This window comes from Methylobacterium sp. NFXW15, assembly GCF_049887755.1.
In the GTDB taxonomy this organism is placed as follows: Bacteria; Pseudomonadota; Alphaproteobacteria; order Rhizobiales; family Beijerinckiaceae; genus Methylobacterium.
On sequence record NZ_JAGEKG010000005.1, the window covers coordinates 223645 to 242787 of the forward strand.

The following is a 19143-nucleotide window of genomic DNA, read 5'->3' on the forward strand; positions in this document are numbered from 1 at the left end:
CCCAGCTTGCCCCGCCACGCCAGAGAGCGCCGGTTGAGATCGTGGAGATCGGCCTTTCCCGCCAGCATGGCCTCGCCGAGGCTGATCGCCTCCTCAAGCCGGTCGAGGGGCATGTTCGCGTGGGCGGGCGGGCGGACGCTGTCACGCCACGGTCCGCCGCAGGCCTGATCCAGAAGGATGCGGGCGAAGCAATGGTCGAGACGCACCGGCCAGTCCGGATGCGTGCGGGCGGCCTCCGGCAGGCGCCGCTCCACGAGATCGCGCCAGACCGCGCGCCGGTCGGCGGGAACCGCCGCGCTCATGCCGCCGTGACCGGCGCGGACTCCACGGCGAGCGGCCAGCGCGGGCGGGCGGGGGCGGTGATGTCGTCCACGAGGCCGAGTCGCAGGCGCTCCAGCCCGGCCCAGGCGATCATGGCGCCGTTGTCGCCGCAGAGGTTGAGGGGCGGGGCGACGAAGGCAAGGCCCGCCTCGCCCGCCAGCGCTGCCAGCGCCCGGCGGATGGCGCCGTTGGCCGCGACGCCCCCCGCCGCGACGAGGGCGGTCGGCCGCCCGGCCGTATCGGCGAAGCCGCGCAGGGCGATCCGAGCACGGTCGATCACCACATCGACCACCGCCGCCTGGAAACCCGCGCAGAGATCGGCCACGTCACGCTCGGCCAGGGGCGCGATCCGCTCGGCCTCGATCCGCAGGGCGGTCTTGAGGCCGGACAGGGAGAAGTCCGGCTGTCGACGGCCCAGCATCGGGCGGGGCAGGGCGAACCGCTCGGGATCGCCGCCCTCCGCCATCCGCTCCACCTCCGGCCCGCCGGGATAGCCGAGGCCGAGGAGCTTGGCGGCCTTGTCGAAGGCCTCGCCGATCGCATCGTCGATGGTGCCGCCCAGGCGCACGTAATCGCCGACGCCGCGCACGGCCACGAGCTGCGTGTGCCCGCCCGAAGCGAGGAGCAGCAGGTAGGGGAAGTCGAGCCCGTCGGTCAGCCGGGCCGTGAGGGCATGGGCCTCCAAGTGGTTGACCGCGAGCAGGGGCTTCTGCGCCACGAGCGCCAGGGTCTTGGCGGTGACGAGGCCGACGAGCACGCCGCCGATCAGCCCCGGCCCGGCCGCGACGGCGATGCCGTCGAGGTCGGCGAGCCGCGTCCCGGCCCGTTCGAGGGCGCGCGCGATCAGCCGGTCCAGCACCTCGACATGGGCGCGGGCGGCGATCTCGGGCACGACGCCGCCATAGACCGCGTGCTCCGCGATCTGGCTCAGCACCTCGTTGGCGCGAATCGACGGCAGCCCATCGGAATCGACCGAGACGATGGCGGCCGCCGTCTCGTCACAAGTGGTCTCGATGCCGAGCACGGTCTTCACGTGGCGGATTCCCCTTGTCCCGTCCCGCCCCCGCACGTCGCGGGGGCGGGCATGGTCTCACACGAATCAGTCGACGGCGACCATCACGTCGGAGGACTTGATGACGGCGTAGGCCGGGCCGCCGGTCACGAGCTTCAGGCTGTCGACCGACTCGTTGGTGATCGAGGCCGTCACGATCTGCCCGGGACTGATCTCGATCTTCACGTGCGCGGTGGTCGCGCCCTTGTCGATCGAGACGACGGTGCCCTTGAGGACGTTGCGTGCGCTGATCTTCATGCGGTCGGGATCTCCTTTCGCGGCGCGCCGCGTGGCGCTGCGGGCTCCTACCCCATCGCGCGGCGGGTGGCGACCGGCTCAGTCGTCACCCTCGGTCACCTCGTCCGCCTCTTCCGGAATGGGCTTGGCCCCCCATGCGGCGAGCGCCTCGTTGAGATCGTCGAGGACGAAATGCCGGGCGCTCTCGCGGTCGTAGTCGTCAGCGAGCAACGCGTCGTATTCGGTGAAGACATGCCTCGCATAGGCGACCAGGGCGAGCCGCGCAGCCGTTTCCGGCGCCGCACGGCGCAGGCCTGGGCTTGCCAGCGCCCGGTCGAGCACGACACCCGCCTCGAAGGGCGGCAGGCGTGGGGCGAGACGCAGGAGAGCCCCCGCCACGGCTGAACGACGGTCGGGGATCGCTTCCGGGCCCAACGGGTTTCTGTCAGTCATGCCATGGTCTTCGGGGCGGGATCGGATAGGATCGTGCCCAAGGCTCTCTGCAAGGCGGGATACCGCCGGGGGTACGGTCTCATGAGCACGTTCGTCTCGTCCAGCCTGCGCCGCACCCTGGCCCTGGCGGTCATCCTCGCCACCACCCCGGCCCTGGCGCAGACCGCCGCGACGGACCCGGCGGCAAGCCCGAAGGTCGGCCGTACCATCTCCTCGACCGGCCGGACCATGCCCCCTCCGCGCAACGCCGCGGTGGAGACCCCGGCCAAGGCGGCGGTCAACGCCGACCTGCTCAAGGCTCAGAAGGCCACGGAAGCCCGCGCCAAGGCCTGGGACACGAAGATGCACCGGACGATGAGTTCGATCTGCCACGGGTGCTGAGGCGCCCGTCAGCGGGAAACGGGCTCCAGCAGCGCGCGCTCGATCGCTAGGCGCATGAAGCGCTGGGTCGGCATGCCCGCTTGTTCGGCGCGGGCCCGGACGGCATCGAGCAGGCTCTCGGGCAGACGCAGGCTGACCGACTTGTCCTTACGCCGAAGCTCGAAGCGAACCGGCACCATGTCGGAAAAGTCGTAATCGCTCAGGTCTGTGGAATCGACCAAGTCTTCCGCTGCCTTATCGTCGGTCAGCTCGGGAAACGGCCTCTTCATAGCGGGCGACTTCCTTCCTGTGCATGTACCGGGCACTCAGCGGACGAAGCAGCGTCGACTCATTCCGAAATCGCCACGTGAACACGACGAAGACGTAACGGCCCACGGGTGATTGGCCAACCGCACGAAAGCGGGCCTCCTCCCGGATGGGGTAGGGATCGGGACCGACCCACAACGTGCCTTTGAAGACGGTCTCGATCTCGTCGATCGACAAACCGTGTTTCCGGCACTTGTCCCTATTGCCGGAGTCCCAATCGAAACCGTCAAACTCCATCCCGCCGGTCTCTGCTGGAATAGATATGCTTTTGCATATGCATTGACAATGGGAGAAGTTCGCCATCGACCGCGCAACGAAAAAGGGGCCGCCCGAAGGCAGCCCCCTGTGTCGTTCCGTGTCCGGTGGACCTCAGCGCGAGTAGAACTCGATCACGAGGTTCGGCTCCATCTGCACCGGGTAGGGGACCTCGGAGAGACCCGGCACGCGGGTGACGCGGGCGGTCATCTTGGCGTGGTCGACCTCGATGTAGTCCGGCACATCGCGCTCGGCGAGCTGGCTCGCCACGATGACGATCTCGAGCTGGCGGGAGGACTCCTTGACCTCGATGAGGTCGCCGGCCTTCACCTGATAGCTCGGGATGTTGACGCGCACGCCGTTCACCTTGATGTGCCCGTGGTTCACGAACTGGCGGGCGGCGAAGGGGGTGGCGACGAACTTCGAGCGGTACACCACGGCGTCCAGGCGGCGCTCGAGCAGGCCGATCAGGTTCTCGCCCGAGTCACCGCGCTGGCGGATCGCCTCGGCGTAGTAACGGCGGAACTGCTTCTCGGTGATGTTGCCGTAGTAGCCCTTGAGCTTCTGCTTGGCGCGCAGCTGCGTGCCGAAGTCGCTCATCTTGCCCTTGCGGCGCTGGCCGTGCTGGCCCGGGCCGTATTCGCGGCGGTTCACGGGGCTCTTCGGGCGGCCCCAGATGTTCTGGCCCATGCGGCGGTCGAGCTTGTGCTTGGCCTGAATCCGCTTCGACATGACTTCGCGTCCTCTCGTGACGAGATATGAGGAACGCGCCCTCCTCTTCCCGATGCCTGAAGGCCCGGGACGACAGGGCGGCGGAATGCCGGCCCACGGGTGCGCGTAAAACGCCGCGGGGCCCCATTGAGGAGCCCCGTCGACGGCCGGTTCCATACGGGAGACACGCGCCGGGGTCAACCGTCAGCCCATCTCTTCCCAGGAGACCCGCCCGACACCCTGCGCCCCGCGCAGGCCCTGGATGAGCCGGAGGGACCACGCCTTCTCATCGCCCTTGAAGGCGCCGACGCAGCGCAGCCGCCCGGCGCCATCCTCCTGCTCAAGGCAGCGAGAGCGGATTGTGAGGCCCATCCCGTCGAGGAGGTCCAGCAGAACGGCATGGGAGGTCTCGCGCGGGTCGAACTCCACCGTCACGATGCCGTAGCTGCGCTGCTTCAGCGCCTTCTCGACCCAGCCGAGCCCCTGAAGGGTGGCGAGCGTCGTCCCCGTGGCGCAGAGGCCGAGCCGCCACGCCCCCGCGCCGAAGCACAGGCCGATCACCGTGACGAGCCAGACGGTCGCCGCCGTGGTGACACCGCGCACGATGTTGCCCTGCTTGAGGATCGTGCCCGCGCCGATGAATCCGATCCCCGCGAGCACCCCTTGCGCGAGGCGCATCAGGTCCAGCCGGAACAGGGAATTCCCGGTCGAGCCGGTCTCGGCCAGCAGCCACACGCCGAGCTGCATCGCCGTGCAGGCGGCGACGCAGATCAGCACATGGGTGCGCAGGCCCGCCGGATGGCCCAGCTCCTCGCGGTTCCAGCCAAGGAGAAAGGCCGCGCCGAAGCTGAGGGCAAGGCGCGTGAGGAAGACCTCGATCGTGGGATCGACGAGCATCGCGGTGGGGCAGGGCGGTCAGAGGGCGGCGGCGAGGCTCTTGTCGCTGGCGACATCCCGGCAATGGGCGAGATAGCCGCTCTGATGCAGGCCCATCAGGTCGGTGACGGAGGACCACAGCCAGTGCGGGGCGCGCTCGTGCCAGCCATCGGCCTCGACACGGCTGCGCCAGGCATGCCGGGCCTCGGGCGACAATTGCCGACCATGCGCCCGGCCGACCACCGCCGCGAGGCTGCGGGCCACGCGGACGCCCTCGTCCTTCGAGAATTGCTCGGCGACGATCTTGAGGTCCTGAGGCAGCAACTCGCGGACGATCACCGGGGTCTCGCCGACATGGGCGGCGATCATCCGCTCGCCGAGCGCCGGCGACAGGGCGCGGGCGCCCTCCACGACCCGTTGCGCGTGATCCTCGGGGATCGTCACGCCGGACGCGGCCGGGGCGAGGTAGGGCACACCCTCCTTCACGTCGATCAGCGCCACCTTGGCGCGATCCTTCGCCCCGGAGATCCGCACCAGGCCGGCAAGCCGCATCTTGCCGAGGGAGGAACAGCCCTTGATCCAGTAGGCGGCGTCGATGAGGCCCACCGTCTCCTCACCATCGGGTTCGAGGCCAAGAACCCGCGTGCGGAAGCCGGGGGCGTCCAGCAGGGCCGCGAAGCCCGCCTCCTCGTCCGGCGACAGGTCGAGGAAGCGCTTGCCCCTGGGCAGGCGGGCGGACTTGCCGCGCAGGCGCTCCTCCGACAGGTGGCGCCAGCGCCGGCCCAGTGCCCGGTTCCGGGTCGTCTCGACGATGGCGGAATCCTCGTCGTCGCCCACTTCTTCCTCGGGATCCTCAAGGCCCGCGACGTAGCCCACCGCGATCGCCTCGATCATGCGGGCGACGGCGATACCGGAGAGGGGCGCGGTGAGGCCGGCTGTCACCAGGGAGAGGGTGAGCCGTACGAGGTCGTAGGCCGGATTGCTGATGACGGTCTGGTCGAGATCGCGGATCTGCATCCGCACCTTGCCCTCGGAATCGGCCAGGGCGCCGATATTGCCGAGATGGCAATCGCCGCAGATCCAGATCGGCGGACCCACGGGGAGAGCATCCGGGGGGAAATCCGCGAGCCATTCGTAGAAGCGGGCGGTCGAACCCCTCACATAGGAGAGGGGCGATGCCGCGATCTTGCACAGGCGCCGCGTCCGCAACAGCTCGGCCTCACGACCCTGATCGAGGCGGACATGGACGTTCATCGCTGGCTGCACCCCGTGCCAGACACCCGCCCCGAAGGTTGGTGTCATGGTTGTGTCATGTAGGGCTCAACCTAAGCGGCGATATTAAATTTCCTGTCAGCCCAGGGATTAAAAGGACGCAGCGCCCCGAGGCTTGGCCGGGGCGGTCGTTGGCGGGCCTGACACCCTCACCGTCTTTGCGAGCGTGAGCGAAGCGACCCAGGGCGGCGGAACGTCCCCGAACGTGGCGGCCCCCTGGATTGCTTCGCTTCGCTCGCAAAGAGGGCGATCCCTGAGGCCTCCTCGGTCAGGCTCTCAGGTCACGACGGTCGGCTCAGGCCTTCCAGTGCGAGGCGCGATCTCCGCGATGGCCCGTGCGGCGGCCACGACGGGGGCCAGCACCTCCGCGACGGGGAGGTCGAGGCGGGTGGGGTCGTTCTCGTAGCGTTCGAGATAAACCCGGAGCGTCGCCCCGGCGGTGCCGGTGCCGGACAGGCGGAACACCACGCGCGCATCCTCCGCGAAGGCGATGCGGATGCCCTGGCGCTCGGTGAGGGAGCCGTCCACCGGGTCCTTGTAGGCGAACTCGTCCGCCGTGGAGACCGTCAGGTCGCCGATCCGCGTGCCCGGCAGGCCGCCGAGCTTGGCCCGCAGGGCATCCATCAGCCCGTTGGCGGCGTCGGAATCGACCTCCTCGTAATCGTGGCGGGCATAGTAGTCGCGCCCGAAGCGCGCCCAATGGGCGCGGACCAGGGCATCGGCCCGCTCGCCCGTCGCGGCGAGGATGTTGAGCCAGAGCAACACCGCCCAGAGCCCGTCCTTCTCGCGGACATGGTTCGAGCCCGTGCCCGCGCTCTCCTCGCCGCAGAGGGTGATGAGCCCGGCATCGAGCAGGTTGCCGAAGAACTTCCAGCCGGTGGGCGTCTCGTAGGCGCCGATGCCCAGCGACGCCGCCACCCGGTCGGTGGCGCGGCTCGTCGGCATGGAGCGGGCGACGCCCTTCAGACCCCCGGCATAGCCCGGCGCGAGATGGGCATGGGCGGTGAGCAGGGCGAGGCTGTCACTTGGGGTTACGAACAGGCCAGGGGCCACGATCATGTTGCGATCGCCGTCGCCATCCGAGGCCGCGCCGAAATCCGGGGCGTCCGGCCCCTGCATCAGGTCGTAGAGGTCGTGGCAATGAACCGGGTTCGGGTCCGGATGGTGGCCACCGAAATCCTCCTTCGGCGTGGCGTTCACCACCGTGCCCTGGGGCGCGCCGAGCATCCCTTCGAGGATGGCCGTCGCGTAGGGACCGGTGACGGCGCTCATCGCATCGAAGCGCATGCGGAAGCCGGAGGCGAACATCGTCGAGATGGCCTCGAAGTCGATCAGCTCGCGCATCAGCTCGGCATAATCGGCCACCGGATCGATCACCTCGACCGCCATGGCACCGAGGCGCGTCTCGCCGAGCCGGTCGAGGTCGAGATCGGGGGCCTCGACGAGGGTGAAGGCCGTGATCGCCTTGGCCCGCGCGAAGATCGCGTCGGTGAGGGATTCCGGCGCGGGGCCACCGTTGGCGGCATTGAACTTGATGCCGAAATCGCCCTCGGGCCCGCCGGGATTGTGGCTCGCCGAGAGGATGATGCCACCGATCGCCTTGTGCTTGCGGATGACGCAGGAGGCGGCGGGCGTCGAGAGCAGGCCGCCGCGCCCGACCAGCACCCGCCCGAACCCGTTCCCGGCCGCGAGTCGCAGAATGATCTGCACCACCTCGCGGTTGAGGAAGCGTCCATCGCCGCCGAGCACCAGGGTCTTGCCCGCTGTGTCGGCGATGGAATCGAAGATCGCCTGAACAAAGTTCTCGACGTAATGCCGCTGCCGGAAGACCGGAACCTTTTTGCGAAGACCCGACGTGCCGGGCTTCTGATCGGAATACGGCGTCGTCGGGATCGTCGTCGGCGTCATCGTCATACGGGGGCCTCCGGGCGTTCGGCCTGATGGATCGGGGCTCTTGTGCCCGGCCGCCGAGGCGGCGTCATCCGTCATGGCGGATGTTTCCTGAACGATTCCCGATGGTGGTTACAGGGAGGCGCCCCCCGTCTTTGCGAGCGTCAGCGAAGCAATCCAGGGCAGCGGGCCGTTTCCAACCCTCGCGGATCCCTGGATTGCTTCGCTTCGCTCGCAAAGACGGAGACTACTCCGCCGCTTCCCGCGTCTCGTAACCGAGCCGTGCATTCAGCTCGCGGATCAGGTGGATCGCGGCTTCGGCGATCACCGTGCCCGGCGGGAAGATGGCGGAGGCGCCCGCGGCACGCAGCGCGTCGTAATCGCCCGGCGGGATGACGCCGCCCACCGCGATCATCACGTCGCCGCGCCCCTGCTCGGTGAGGGCGGCCTTCAGTTCCGGCACCAGCGTCAGGTGGCCCGCCGCCAGGGACGAGACGCCGACGATGTGAACGTCGTTCTCCACCGCCTGCCGCGCGGCCTCCGCCGGGGTGGCGAAGAGCGGCCCGATATCCACGTCGAAGCCGAGATCGGCGAAGGCCGAGGCGATGACCTTCTGGCCGCGATCGTGTCCGTCCTGGCCCATCTTGGCGACGAGGATGCGCGGGCGGCGCCCATCCGCCTCCTCGAAGGCCTCGACCAGGGTGCGGACTTCCTCGACCACCGGCGACATCGTTCCCACCTCGCGCTTGTAGACACCGGAGATCGAGCGGATCTCGGCCCGGTGACGGCCCCAGGCCTTCTCCAGGGCCTCGGAAATCTCGCCGACCGTCGCCTTGGCGCGGGCCGCCTCCACGGCGAGTTCGAGCAGGTTCTCGCTGCCGTCGGCGGCCTTGGTCAGGGCTTCGAGCCGGGCCGTGACATCGGCCTCGTTGCGCTCGGCGCGCAGGCGCTTCAGCTTGTCGATCTGCAGGCGGCGGACATTGCCGTTATCGACCCGCAGCAACTCGATCGCCATCTCGTCGTCGGCGCGGAACTTGTTCACGCCGACGATGGTCTGGCGGCCGGAATCGATCCGCGCCTGGGCGCGGGCGGCGGCCTCCTCAATGCGCAGCTTCGGGATGCCTGCCTCGATCGCCTTGGCCATGCCGCCGAGCGAATCGACCTCGCGGATATGCTCCCAGGCGCGGGCCACCATGTCGGCGGTGAGCTTCTCGACATAGTAGGAACCGCCCCACGGATCGACGATCCGGGTGGTGCCGCTCTCCTGCTGCAGGAAGAGCTGGGTGTTACGGGCGATGCGGGCCGAGAAGTCGGTCGGCAGGGCCAGCGCCTCGTCCAGCGCGTTGGTGTGCAGCGACTGGGTGCCGCCCTGTGTGGCCGCCATCGCTTCGATGTTGGTGCGGGTGACGTTGGTGAACACGTCCTGCGCCGTCAGCGACCAGCCGCTCGTCTGCGAGTGCGTGCGCAGGGCCAGGGACTTCTCGGATTTTGGCTCGAACTCCTTCACGAGCTTCGACCAGATCAGGCGCGCGGCCCGCATCTTGGCGACTTCCATGAAGAAGTTGGTCGAGATCGCCCAGAAGAACGACAGGCGCGGGGCGAACTGGTCGATGGTCAGCCCGGCGGCGAGGCCCGCCTTGATGTACTCGACGCCGTCGGCCAGCGTGTAGGCGAGTTCGAGGTCGTTCGTCGCTCCGGCTTCCTGCATGTGATAGCCGGAAATCGAGATCGAGTTGAACTTCGGCATGTTCTTCGACGTATAGGCGAAGATGTCCGAAATGATCCGCATCGACCCCTTGGGCGGGTAGATGTAGGTGTTGCGGACCATGAACTCCTTGAGGATGTCGTTCTGGATCGTGCCCGCGAGCTTCGAAGGCGGCACGCCCTGCTCCTCTGCGGCGACGATGTAGAGGGCCAGGATCGGCAGCACCGCGCCATTCATGGTCATCGACACGGTCATCTCGTCGAGGGGAATCCCTGAGAAGAGCGTGCGCATGTCGTAGATCGAATCGATCGCCACGCCCGCCATGCCGACATCGCCCGAGACGCGCGGGTGGTCGGAATCGTACCCGCGGTGGGTGGCGAGATCGAAGGCGACCGACAGGCCCTTCTGCCCCGCCGCGAGGTTGCGCCGGTAGAAGGCGTTCGAATCCTCGGCCGTGGAGAAGCCCGCATATTGGCGGATCGTCCAGGGCTGGGTGACGTACATGGTGGGGTAGGGGCCGCGCAGGAACGGCGCGAGGCCCGGCCATGTGTTCAGGAACTCGATGCCCTCGCGATCCTGCGGGCCGTAATGGCCCTTCACCGGAATACCCTCCGGCGTCATCCACGGCTCGCCCTGCACCGGGGCCGCTACGGCCAACGGATCGCCGGACAGGGGCAGAGAGGCGAAATCCGGGATGCGGGAGGTCATGGCGTGACTCGTCGTGCTTCTTGTCACGCCATTATAGCCGCGCCGCACGCAGCGGCTACTCCCCGTTGGACCGACCTTTGCGGCGCAGAAACCCACGAAAGGCGAAGAACCCGCCGAGCATCAGCGCGAGGCCGTACCACGTCAGCGCATAGACGAGGTGGCTGTTGGGGAACGCCACGACCGTCAGGCCGCCGATGGGCAGGCCGCCGGGGTTCGGCGTCGCATCGGCATCCACGAAGTAAGGGGCGGTGCCGGTGAGCCCCCGCGCGGCGGCGATGGCGGCTACGTCCCGCGAGTACCAGCGGTTCCCCGCCGGATCGTTCGAGCGCAGGAAGGCACCACCCGGCTCCGTGAGCCGGAGGAGGCCCGTCACCTGGACCGTGTCGGCGATCTGCCCCGCCGGACGGCTCGCCGGATCCTTCCGGTCCCCCGGCACGAAGCCGCGATTGACGAGGACGAGGCTGCCATCCTCCCGCCGGAGGGGCGTGAGCACCCAGAATCCCGCGCCGTAATCGGTCACCGCCTGCACGAGCGTCTCGCGCTCATTCAGGAACCGGCCCGAGAGGGTGACATGCCGGTAGGCATCGTCGGGGCCGACGTGGCTCCACTCGGCCGGGGAGGGGGCCGGGATCGCCGGAGCGTGGACCCGCGCCTCGGTCCGCGCGATCAGGTCGAGCTTCCAGCTCCGCCTCTGGACCTGCCACGTCCCAAGCCCGAGGAGGGTCAGAAAAACGAAAGCCGCCCCGAGGCCGAAGACGACCCGGCGGAGCGGCGAATGGGAAGGGGCAGGGGCGGACGGGCCGCCCCCGCTCTGACGGTGAGGCTCGCTCACCGCATCTTTTGCATCATCTCGTGCCCGGAGGCCGGCATCATGTTCCGGTTCATGTGGTACATCACCCACACCGAGCCGGAGAGCAGGATGGCGACGAGCGTGATCGTGAAGATCAGCGCCATGAAGGTCCAGCCACCCTCGGACTTCGTGTTCATGTGCAGGAAGAAGATGACGTGCACGACCATCTGCACGCCGCCGAGCACGAGGATCACGAGCGTCGTCACAAGGCTGTTGTCGAGCACGTTGCCCATCACCAGCCAGAACGGGATCACCGTTAGGATGACCGACAGGACGAAGCCCGTCACGTAGGACTTCACGCTGCCATGGCCGCCCTCGGTATGGGCGTGGTCGTGAGACCCGTGAGCGTGGGTGGCGTCCGCGCTCATTCGAGCACTCCTATCAGATAGACGACGGTGAACACCCCGATCCAGATCAGGTCGAGGAAGTGCCAGAACATGGACAGGCACATCAGGCGGCGCTTGTTGGCCGCGACGAGCCCGTACTTCTTCACCTGCACCATCAGCGTCACGAGCCAGAGGATGCCGAAGGAGACGTGCAGGCCGTGGGTGCCGACCAGGGTGTAGAACGAGGATAGGAAGGCGCTGCGCCACGGGGGCGCGCCCTCGTGGAACAAGTGGACGAACTCCCGGATCTCCAGCGCGACGAAGGCGACGCCGAACAGGCCGGTGACGGCCAGCCACATTTGGGTCTTGCGCTGGTCGTTCTTGTCCATCTCCAGCATGGCGAAGCCATAGGTGATGGAGGAGAACAGCAGCATCGCGGTGTTCACCGCGATGCCCGTGAGATCGAACAGGTCCTTGGGCGAAGGACCCGCCGCATAGTTGCGCCCGAGCACCCCATACGTCGCGAACAGGGTCGCGAAGATGAGGCAATCGCTCATCAGGTACAGCCAGAACCCGAGCATCGTCGAGCCTTCGCTGTGGTGGCCCTCCTCGTCGGTGACGAAGAAGACCGGCGCAGCCGTACCGGGCGGTGCGGTTTCGGTGTGCATCATCGGATCACGCCAGCTCCAGTTCGCGCGTCCGCTTGGCCTCTTCCCGCGAGACCGTCTCGGCGGGGATGTAGTACTCGCGGTCGTAGTTGAAGGTGTGGATGATGCCCGCGACGATGATCGCCGCGAAGGACAGGGCGGCGAGCCACCAGATGTACCAGACCATGGCGAAGCCGCAGACGAAGCTCAGGGCCGCCAGGATCGCCCCGGCTGCGGTGTTCTTCGGCATGTGGATCGGCTTGTAGCCGGTCATCGGGCGGCTGAAGCCGCGGGCCTTCATGTCCCACCACGCATCGGAGTCGTGGACCACCGGCGTGAAGGCGAAGTTGTAGTCCGGCGGGGGCGACGAGGTCGACCATTCCAGGGTCCGGCCACCCCACGGATCGCCGGTCACGTCGCGCAGGGCCTCGCGGTTGCGGATCGACACCACGAACATGATGACCTGGCAGCCGATGCCGCAGGCGATCAGCAGGGCGCCGACGGCCGCCGCGATGAACCAGGGCTGCAGCGACGGATCGTCGAAATGCTGCATGCGCCGGGTCACGCCCATCAGGCCGAGCACGTAGAGCGGCATGAAGGCGACGTAGAAGCCGGTGACCCAGAAGCCGAGGGCCATCTTCCCCCAGAACTCGTCCAGCTTGAAGCCGAACGCCTTCGGGAACCAGAAGGTGACGCCCGCGAACATGCCGAACAGCACGCCGCCGATGATCACGTTGTGGAAGTGCGCGATCAGGAACAGCGAGTTGTGCAGCACGAAGTCGGCCGGGGGAACGGCGAGCAGCACGCCGGTCATGCCGCCAATCACGAAGGTGACGATGAACGCCACCACCCACATCATCGGCACCTCGAACCGGATGCGCCCACGGTACATCGTGAACATCCAGTTGAAGATCTTGGCGCCCGTCGGGATCGAGATGATCATCGTCGTGATCCCGAAGAACGAGTTCACGTCGGCGCCCGAGCCCATGGTGAAGAAGTGGTGCAGCCACACGAGGTAGGCGAGGATGGTGATGACCACCAGCGCGTAGACCATCGAGGTGTAGCCGAACAGGCGCTTGCCGCAGAAGGTCGAGGTGATCTCCGAGAACACGCCGAAGGCGGGCAGGATCAGGATGTAGACTTCCGGGTGACCCCAAATCCAGATGAGGTTGAAGTACAACATCGAGTTGCCGCCGAGGTCGTTCGTGAAGAAGTGCATCCCGAGGTAGCGGTCGAGGGACAGGAGCACGAGAACGGCGGTGAGGATCGGGAAGGCCGCGACGATCAGGATGTTCGTGCAGAGCGAGGACCACACGAAGACCGGCAGCTTCATCATGGTCATGCCCGGCGCGCGCATCTTCACGATGGTCGCGACGAGGTTGATGCCTGAGAGCGTCGTGCCGACACCCGCGATCTGCAGGGCCCAGATGTAGTAATCCACGCCGACACCGGGGCTCATCGCGGCCCCCGACAGAGGCGGATAGGCGAGCCAGGTGGCGCGGGAGAACTCGCCCACGAAGAGCGAGACCATCACCAGCATGCCGCCGGAGACGGTCATCCAGAAGCTGAAATTGTTCAGGAACGGGAAGGCCACGTCACGGGCGCCGATCTGCAGCGGCACCGCGAAGTTCATGAGACCCGTGACGAACGGCATCGCCACGAAGAAGATCATGATCATCCCGTGGGCGGTGAAGATCTGATCGTAGTGGTGCGGCGGCAGGAAGCCCTGTTGGTCGCCGAAGGCGATGGATTGCTGCGCGCGCATCATGAGCGCGTCGGCGAAGCCGCGCAGCAGCATGATCATCGCGAAGATGCAGTACATGATGCCGATCTTCTTGTGGTCGATCGACGTCACCCAATCCCGCCATAGCGGGCCCCAGAACCGGAAGTAGGTGATGGTGGCAAGCACAGCGAGGCCCGCCACCGCCACGCCGGCGAAGGTCCCGATCAGGATCGGTTCGTGGAAGGGGATCTGGTCGAGCGTGAACCGACCGAAGACCAGCTGCTGGAGATTTGCGTTTTCGAACATGAAATCGGACCGTTCAGAAGGTTCGAAGGCGGCCGTCGCGTTGGATTCCAAAATATCCTTCGCGCCGGCCTACCTCACTGGTTCACTTCGTCACTGGTGGAGTGCCGTCACTGATTGATCTGCTTGGGCGCGACCTGCTCGCCCTTCGGCGAATCGCTCCCGGTATCCGGCTGTGCCTTCCCCGGCTCGGCACCGCGCGAGTCGGGATTACCCATGTCGGGGCGGGGCTTCATGCCCTCGGGCTGTGTCTGCCCGTGCGCACCCCGGCCTGTGGCCGGGCCCGTCGCGCCAGGAGCCTCGTGGCCTTCCCGGGCGAAGTGGTTGTCGTATTGCAGCCGTTTGTAGTTCTCTTCGCCCTCGGTGCCGCCCTGGCCGCCCCGCGCGTCGATGGCCATCATCTCGGAGACGCACATCTGGCCAGGCTTCGGGCACAGGCCGATGATCTTGGTGTAGAGCCCCTCGGCATAGGACTTGAAGTAGCGTGCCGGCTCGGATTCCGTCGGCTCGGCGAGCTTCAGGTAGGCATCCATGGTCAGGTCCGAGCCCTCGGCCTTGGCCTTGGCGACCCAGGCGTCGAAGTCCTTGTCGGCGACGCCGCGGAACTTGAAGAACATGTTGGAGAAGCCGGCGCCGCTGTAATGGGCGGTGCGCCCCTCGGAATCGACGGCCTTGTTCACCACCGCGTGGAGCTTCGTCTCCATGCCCGGCATGGCGTAGATCATGCCCGCGAGCGTCGGCACGTAGAACGTGTTCATCACGTCCGTCGCGGTGATCTTGAAGGTCACCGGCCGGTCGACCGGGATGGACAATTCGTTGACCGTGGCGATCCCGTATTGCGGGTAGAGGAACAGCCACTTCCAATCCATGGCGATCGCCTCGACCTGGAGCGGCTCCACGCCGGCCGGGAGCGGGCGCTTGGCGTCGAGGCGGGTGAGGGGCCGGAACGGATCGAGGGTGTGGGTGCCGATCCAGGTCAGCGCGCCGAGCGCGATGATGATCAGGAGCGGGGCCGTCCAGATCAGCACCTCGAGCTGGGTCGAGTGGTGCCAGTCGGGATCGTAGACCGCCTTGTCGTTGTTCGCGCGGAAGTGCCACGCGAAGAACAGCGTGCAGACGATCACCGGCACGATGATCAGGAGCATCAGGCCGGTGGAGGCCAGCACGAGATTGCGCTGCTGCTCGGCGATGAATCCGGCAGGCTGCATCACCACGAGGTTGCAGCCGCCGAGCAGCGCTAGGAGCGGCGGCAGCGCCAGGAGCGGCGCAAGACGGCGCAAGGGTCCGCGGCGGCTTGCCGGCGGGGTCCGGTCCGGTCGAAGGGTCGAAGAACTCACTGCTCTCGTCTCGTCATCCCGTGCCGCGGGCGCGGCGTCGCCGGCCGGCATATCCGGCCCCTCACTCAAGTCAGCGGCAAGGCCGCACCACGAAGGGCGCGGCTGTCGCTTACATCTGTCGCATCTCGGAGCGGTCGATGAACAAGGCGGCCAGGGAGCAGGCCGCGCCCGAGAGCAGGTAGACCCCGACCACGGCCAGACCGAAGCGGTCCGCGAGATAGAGAGCCACCAGCGGCGCGAAGCCCGCGCCGAAGAGCCATGCGAAGTCCGAGGTCAGCGCCGCGCCGGTGTAACGGTAGCGCTTGCCGAGCCGCGCGGTGACCGCGCCCGAGGACTGGCCGTAGGCGAGGCCCAGCAGCATGAAGCCGGTCGTCACGTAGATGGTCTGGCCGATGGCGCTCTCGCCGAACAGCAGCGGCGCGAGGATCGAGCCCAGGGCGAACAGGCCGATCAGGCCTGCGCTCATGATCAGGGAGGCGCGGCGGCCCATCTGGTCAGCGATCAGGCCGGAGGCGGCCACGGCGCCTGCGCAGATGATCGCGCCGGAGAACTGCACCATCAGGAACTCGCCGGGCGACCGGTCGAGGTTGTTGAGGGCGAGCCACGCGATCGGGAAGATCGTGACGAGGTGGAACAGGGCGAAGGCCGAGAGCGGCACGAAGGCGCCGAGCAGAACCTCCTTCAGATGGTTCCGGAACAGCTCGTGCACCGGCACCGGGCTCAGCCGGTCCGCATCCATCATGCGGACGAACTCGTCCGTCGCCACGAGGCGCAGGCGGGCGAACAGCGCCACGACGTTGATCGTGAAGGCGCAGTAGAACGGGAAGCGCCAACCCCAATCGATGAAATCCTCGGGCGAGAGGTTCACGATGAAGAAGGAAAACAGGGCGCTCGCCACCATGAAGCCGATCGGCGCGCCGAGCTGGGGCACCATGGCGTACCAGCCGCGCCGGTCCTTCGGGGCATTGAGGGCGAGCAGCGAGGCGAGCCCATCCCAGGCACCGCCGAGGGCGAGGCCCTGCATCACCCGCAGGGCGGCCAGCAGGTATACCGAGGAAATGCCGATCGAGTCGTAGCGCGGCAGGAAGCTGATCGCGGCGGTGGAGCCGCCGAGCAGGAACAGGGCGGTGGTGAGCTTCACACCGCGCCCGTGCCGCCGGTCGATCGCCATGAAGAGGGCCGTGCCGAACGGTCGGGCCACGAAGGCGAGGGCGAAGATGCCGAAGGCGTAGAGCGTGCCCGTATGCGGATCCACGAAGGGGAAGAACACCTTCGGGAACACCAGCACGCAGGCGATGCCGAACACGAAGAAGTCGAAATACTCGGAGGCGCGTCCGATGACGACGCCCATCGCGATCTCACTGGGCGCGACCTTGTGGTCGCCCATGGCGCGCTGCGCGTCCCGCTCGAGACCGGTGCTGGATGAAATGGATGTGTTCGCGCTCATTCGCCGGCTACCGCCCGTCGGTCGTTGCGATTCCGACCTGGACTGCCTCTTGCGGCATGTCTGGCCGCACTGCAACCTTCATTGGAAGCATAACCCCCCCGCACCGGACCGCATCCTCTGGGCGCACCCCGCGCGCACGCGACAATGTGCTCAGGCGGAGACCGATTCGCCGAGGCCTGCCAAGCTTTTGCTCTAGGCAGCGCTCCCGGGCATGCCTCCGGCCGAGCTTGGCCGCCTCACGCGGATCGCGCGTTGCCGGGGCAGGGGCTTGTTGCGGCGCAATACGTGGTCCGCTCCCTCGCTCGCGAACTGAGGGTTGTAGAACGGGTCTCCCGCCGCGATCGTCCCCGCCCACCGTGCCGTGAAGGTCGCGGTGTTCTCGGGGTGCTTCAGCAGCGCCTCGGCGGCGTTCCGCGTCGCCGATTCGTAGTGCCGGATCACCACATCGCCATCGTAGAGGATGCGGTACCCGAGGCTCCCGACCCGCAGGCACAGGTCGGTGTCGTTGAAGCCGATATCCAGCGTCTCGTCGAAGCCCTGCGCCTCCTCGAACACGCTGCGGCGCATCATGAGGCAGGCCCCGGTGACGGCGGAGACATCCCGCGTCGCGGTGAGCGCGGCGTTGGGCCCGGCATTGCGCACCCGATCGAGATAGGCGGGCACCAGCTTGAACGCGTGTTCCGCCGGGCCGTTGAGGCCGAGCACGACGCCTGCGTGTTGGACGAGATCGTTGCCATAGACCAGCATCGGCCCGACGGCTCCGGCATCGGGCCGCCCGGCCAGGGAGCGCAGGCGCGCCAGCCAGCCCGCCGAGAGGATCTCGACGTCGTTGTTGAGGAACAGGACGAAGGGGCAGCCCTCGCCGCAGGCCCGGACGGCCTCGTTGTTCATCCGCGAGAAGTTGAACCGGCCACGATAGGGGTGGATGCGGGCGCGGCCCTCTGCCGCGAGGCGGGCGAGGTAGTCTCGCGTCGCCCGGTCGTCGGACTCGTGATCGACGATCACAAGCTCGTAATCGGCCCGGGCGGTATGGCGCTCGATCGATTCGACCGTCGTCTTCAGGAAGGAGAGGGCGTTCTTCGTCGGCACGACGATCAGGGTCCTGCCCGGCACGTCCGGCCACGTGATCCGGTAGGTGTTGAACGTGTGGCCCGCCGCCACCGTGCAGCCGGGATGAATTCGCGCCAGGGATCGGGACAGCGCCCGGCAGGTGTTGGCGGTGACCTGATCGCGCTTGTCGTGGCCGGTGCTCGTGAGATGCGTCCGCCAGCGGTAGAGAAAGAGCGGCAGATGCGCGACCGCCCTGGCCCGCTCCAGCGCCCGCAAGAGGAAGTCCACGTCCTGCGAGACCGACAGGCTCTCGTCGAAGCCCCCCACTGCCTGGATCAGCGCCTTTCGGCAGGCGACGAAGTGCACGAAGTAGGGGTGGCAGAGGTAGTAATCGAAGGAGAGCGCGGGTCGTGCGCTGAATTCGAGGAAATGGTCCGTGTTCTCGTCGGTCACGACCTCATCGCTATAGGCGAGATCGACCTCCTCGCCGAGGAAGGCCCCCGCCATGGCGTGGAGCGCCGAGGGCTCCAGCACGTCGTCGTGGTCCATGAAGGCGACGATGTCGTAGGCGGCCGCGGCCACGCCGAGATTGGTCGCCTTCGAGATGCCGCCATTCGTCTCGGCCTTGAGGAGCGTGATGCGGCGATCCTCGGCGGCGTGGCGAGCGAGGATGTCCGCCGTTTCCGGCATCGTCGAGCAATCGTCGACACAGACCAACTCCCAGCGCTCGTGCCATTGGCTCCTGACGCTGGCGATGGCCTGTTCCAGCCATGCGGGCGGCGTGTTGTAGACCGGCATGACGATGCTGATGCCGGGGGCGTCGGCCCGGCCGTGGCGGCGCATGAACCGCGCGACGGTCGCCTCGGGGAGACTGCGCAGGCGGTCGCGGAAGCGCACGAAGTTCGGGTTCACGTCGATTCGCACGGGACTGCCGAGGATCGGCTGTCCCGTGGCGGCATCCCGGATCTCGACCGTGTCACCCTCGGCGAAGGAGGCAGAGGGCGGCAGGTCGAGGCGGAAGCCGGTCAGCAACCTGCCGTGCCCAGCCTTGGCGACATCCTCGCGGGGAATGTCCGTGATGCCGCTGGCGATGATCGCGCCCCGGTGCAGCACCGCGATGCCCACGGCCCTCTCGCGGTCGGCGGTGTCGAGCGCCCAGCCCCGCAGGAAGGTCTCGCAGGCGGTGTCGACATGGCCGATGATGCCCGCCTTCGGCCGTCCCGAGAGGCCGAGGCGCCTGCGGAGCCATCGCGTCAGTGGCCTCAAGGCCATCGCTCACCTCTCACGCAAAGGG

General features: G+C 67.6%; 18 protein-coding genes and 1 pseudogene. 1 reads left to right on the forward strand and 18 read right to left on the reverse strand.

Features of this window, described 5'->3' with window-relative positions:
• Positions 1-2: 2 nt before the first annotated feature.
• The 4 genes and pseudogenes from J4O73_RS13595 to J4O73_RS13610 form a co-directional block, all read right to left on the reverse strand.
• Positions 3-302 (reverse strand): annotated as a pseudogene (locus tag J4O73_RS13595) (GNAT family N-acetyltransferase); the annotation flags it as partial.
• Positions 299-1354, reverse strand: coding sequence for a tRNA (adenosine(37)-N6)-threonylcarbamoyltransferase complex transferase subunit TsaD (gene tsaD, locus J4O73_RS13600; protein WP_378972546.1), 1056 nt, complete (start codon positions 1352-1354; stop codon positions 299-301). The pseudogene J4O73_RS13595 and the gene tsaD, both read right to left, overlap by 4 nt.
• 66 nt (positions 1355-1420) lie before the next feature.
• Positions 1421-1630, reverse strand: coding sequence for a TOBE domain-containing protein (locus J4O73_RS13605; protein WP_378972548.1), 210 nt, complete (start codon positions 1628-1630; stop codon positions 1421-1423).
• A 78-nt stretch (positions 1631-1708) separates the two neighbouring features.
• Complete coding sequence (locus J4O73_RS13610) at positions 1709-2062, reverse strand: DUF2293 domain-containing protein (protein ID WP_426218095.1); 354 nt, start codon at positions 2060-2062, stop codon at positions 1709-1711.
• Positions 2063-2095: 33 nt separating this feature from the next.
• Here J4O73_RS13610 and J4O73_RS13615 point away from each other — a divergent pair, with 33 nt between their 5' ends.
• Positions 2096-2443 (forward strand): hypothetical protein, encoded by a 348-nt coding sequence (locus J4O73_RS13615; protein WP_426218096.1) that lies wholly within the window; start codon positions 2096-2098, stop codon positions 2441-2443.
• A gap of 8 nt (positions 2444-2451) precedes the next feature.
• On the opposite strand, the gene J4O73_RS13620 is transcribed toward J4O73_RS13615, so the two are convergent.
• From J4O73_RS13620 to J4O73_RS13685, 14 genes are all read right to left on the reverse strand, one after another.
• Entirely contained in the window at positions 2452-2712 is a 261-nt protein-coding gene (locus tag J4O73_RS13620; RefSeq protein WP_426218097.1) for a CopG family antitoxin, read from the reverse strand.
• The gene (locus tag J4O73_RS13625) at positions 2678-3052 is read right to left on the reverse strand and encodes a BrnT family toxin (protein ID WP_426218098.1); all 375 of its coding nucleotides are present in this window, start codon (positions 3050-3052) and stop codon (positions 2678-2680) included. Before J4O73_RS13625 ends, J4O73_RS13620 begins: the two co-directional genes overlap by 35 nt.
• A gap of 66 nt (positions 3053-3118) precedes the next feature.
• Positions 3119-3736 (reverse strand): 30S ribosomal protein S4, encoded by a 618-nt coding sequence (rpsD, locus tag J4O73_RS13630; RefSeq protein WP_238249136.1) that lies wholly within the window; start codon positions 3734-3736, stop codon positions 3119-3121.
• A 183-nt stretch (positions 3737-3919) separates the two neighbouring features.
• Positions 3920-4612, reverse strand: coding sequence for an MgtC/SapB family protein (locus J4O73_RS13635; RefSeq protein ID WP_426218099.1), 693 nt, complete (start codon positions 4610-4612; stop codon positions 3920-3922).
• An 18-nt stretch (positions 4613-4630) separates the two neighbouring features.
• A complete protein-coding gene (locus tag J4O73_RS13640) occupies positions 4631-5893 on the reverse strand; it encodes a DUF2252 family protein (protein WP_426218100.1) in 1263 nt (420 codons plus the stop codon).
• 246 nt (positions 5894-6139) lie between these two features.
• Positions 6140-7771: an alpha-D-glucose phosphate-specific phosphoglucomutase gene (locus J4O73_RS13645; protein ID WP_426218375.1), complete on the reverse strand. Its 1632-nt coding sequence runs from the start codon at positions 7769-7771 to the stop codon at positions 6140-6142.
• 229 nt (positions 7772-8000) lie between these two features.
• Positions 8001-10166 (reverse strand): methylmalonyl-CoA mutase, encoded by a 2166-nt coding sequence (scpA, locus tag J4O73_RS13650; RefSeq protein ID WP_426218101.1) that lies wholly within the window; start codon positions 10164-10166, stop codon positions 8001-8003.
• A gap of 55 nt (positions 10167-10221) precedes the next feature.
• On the reverse strand, positions 10222-10998 hold the full coding sequence (locus tag J4O73_RS13655) for an SURF1 family protein (RefSeq protein ID WP_426218102.1): 777 nt from the start codon (positions 10996-10998) through the stop codon (positions 10222-10224).
• Positions 10995-11384, reverse strand: coding sequence for a cytochrome o ubiquinol oxidase subunit IV (gene cyoD / locus J4O73_RS13660; RefSeq protein ID WP_426218103.1), 390 nt, complete (start codon positions 11382-11384; stop codon positions 10995-10997). The genes J4O73_RS13655 and cyoD overlap by 4 nt, the downstream gene beginning before the upstream one ends.
• Positions 11381-12010 carry a cytochrome o ubiquinol oxidase subunit III gene (cyoC, locus tag J4O73_RS13665; RefSeq protein WP_426218377.1) on the reverse strand — a complete coding sequence of 210 codons (630 nt, stop codon included), beginning with the start codon at positions 12008-12010 and terminating at the stop codon, positions 11381-11383. The genes cyoD and cyoC overlap by 4 nt, the downstream gene beginning before the upstream one ends.
• 7 nt (positions 12011-12017) lie before the next feature.
• A complete protein-coding gene (gene cyoB / locus J4O73_RS13670) occupies positions 12018-14018 on the reverse strand; it encodes a cytochrome o ubiquinol oxidase subunit I (RefSeq protein WP_426218104.1) in 2001 nt (666 codons plus the stop codon).
• 107 nt (positions 14019-14125) lie between these two features.
• Entirely contained in the window at positions 14126-15295 is a 1170-nt protein-coding gene (gene cyoA, locus J4O73_RS13675; RefSeq protein ID WP_426218105.1) for a ubiquinol oxidase subunit II, read from the reverse strand.
• Between the two features lie 166 nt (positions 15296-15461).
• Positions 15462-16799 (reverse strand): MFS transporter, encoded by a 1338-nt coding sequence (locus J4O73_RS13680; protein WP_426218106.1) that lies wholly within the window; start codon positions 16797-16799, stop codon positions 15462-15464.
• Positions 16800-16991: 192 nt separating this feature from the next.
• Complete coding sequence (locus tag J4O73_RS13685) at positions 16992-19121, reverse strand: glycosyltransferase family 2 protein (protein WP_426218107.1); 2130 nt, start codon at positions 19119-19121, stop codon at positions 16992-16994.
• Between the last annotated feature and the right edge of the window lie 22 nt (positions 19122-19143).

Excerpts from the sequence above, each read along its gene's own strand:
- J4O73_RS13605 (WP_378972548.1), bottom strand. The coding sequence starts at position 1,630 with ATGAAGATCAGCGCACGCAACGTCCTCAAGGGCACCGTCGTCTCGATC.
- J4O73_RS13610 (WP_426218095.1), bottom strand. The coding sequence starts at position 2,062 with ATGACTGACAGAAACCCGTTGGGCCCGGAAGCGATCCCCGACCGTCGT.
- J4O73_RS13620 (WP_426218097.1), bottom strand. The coding sequence starts at position 2,712 with ATGAAGAGGCCGTTTCCCGAGCTGACCGACGATAAGGCAGCGGAAGAC.
- J4O73_RS13625 (WP_426218098.1), bottom strand. The coding sequence starts at position 3,052 with ATGGCGAACTTCTCCCATTGTCAATGCATATGCAAAAGCATATCTATT.
- rpsD (WP_238249136.1), bottom strand. The coding sequence starts at position 3,736 with ATGTCGAAGCGGATTCAGGCCAAGCACAAGCTCGACCGCCGCATGGGC.
- J4O73_RS13635 (WP_426218099.1), bottom strand. The coding sequence starts at position 4,612 with ATGCTCGTCGATCCCACGATCGAGGTCTTCCTCACGCGCCTTGCCCTC.
- J4O73_RS13640 (WP_426218100.1), bottom strand. The coding sequence starts at position 5,893 with ATGACACCAACCTTCGGGGCGGGTGTCTGGCACGGGGTGCAGCCAGCG.
- J4O73_RS13645 (WP_426218375.1), bottom strand. The coding sequence starts at position 7,771 with ATGACGCCGACGACGATCCCGACGACGCCGTATTCCGATCAGAAGCCC.
- scpA (WP_426218101.1), bottom strand. The coding sequence starts at position 10,166 with ATGACCTCCCGCATCCCGGATTTCGCCTCTCTGCCCCTGTCCGGCGAT.
- cyoD (WP_426218103.1), bottom strand. The coding sequence starts at position 11,384 with ATGAGCGCGGACGCCACCCACGCTCACGGGTCTCACGACCACGCCCAT.
- cyoC (WP_426218377.1), bottom strand. The coding sequence starts at position 12,010 with ATGCACACCGAAACCGCACCGCCCGGTACGGCTGCGCCGGTCTTCTTC.
- cyoB (WP_426218104.1), bottom strand. The coding sequence starts at position 14,018 with ATGTTCGAAAACGCAAATCTCCAGCAGCTGGTCTTCGGTCGGTTCACG.
- J4O73_RS13680 (WP_426218106.1), bottom strand. The coding sequence starts at position 16,799 with ATGAGCGCGAACACATCCATTTCATCCAGCACCGGTCTCGAGCGGGAC.
- J4O73_RS13685 (WP_426218107.1), bottom strand. The coding sequence starts at position 19,121 with ATGGCCTTGAGGCCACTGACGCGATGGCTCCGCAGGCGCCTCGGCCTC.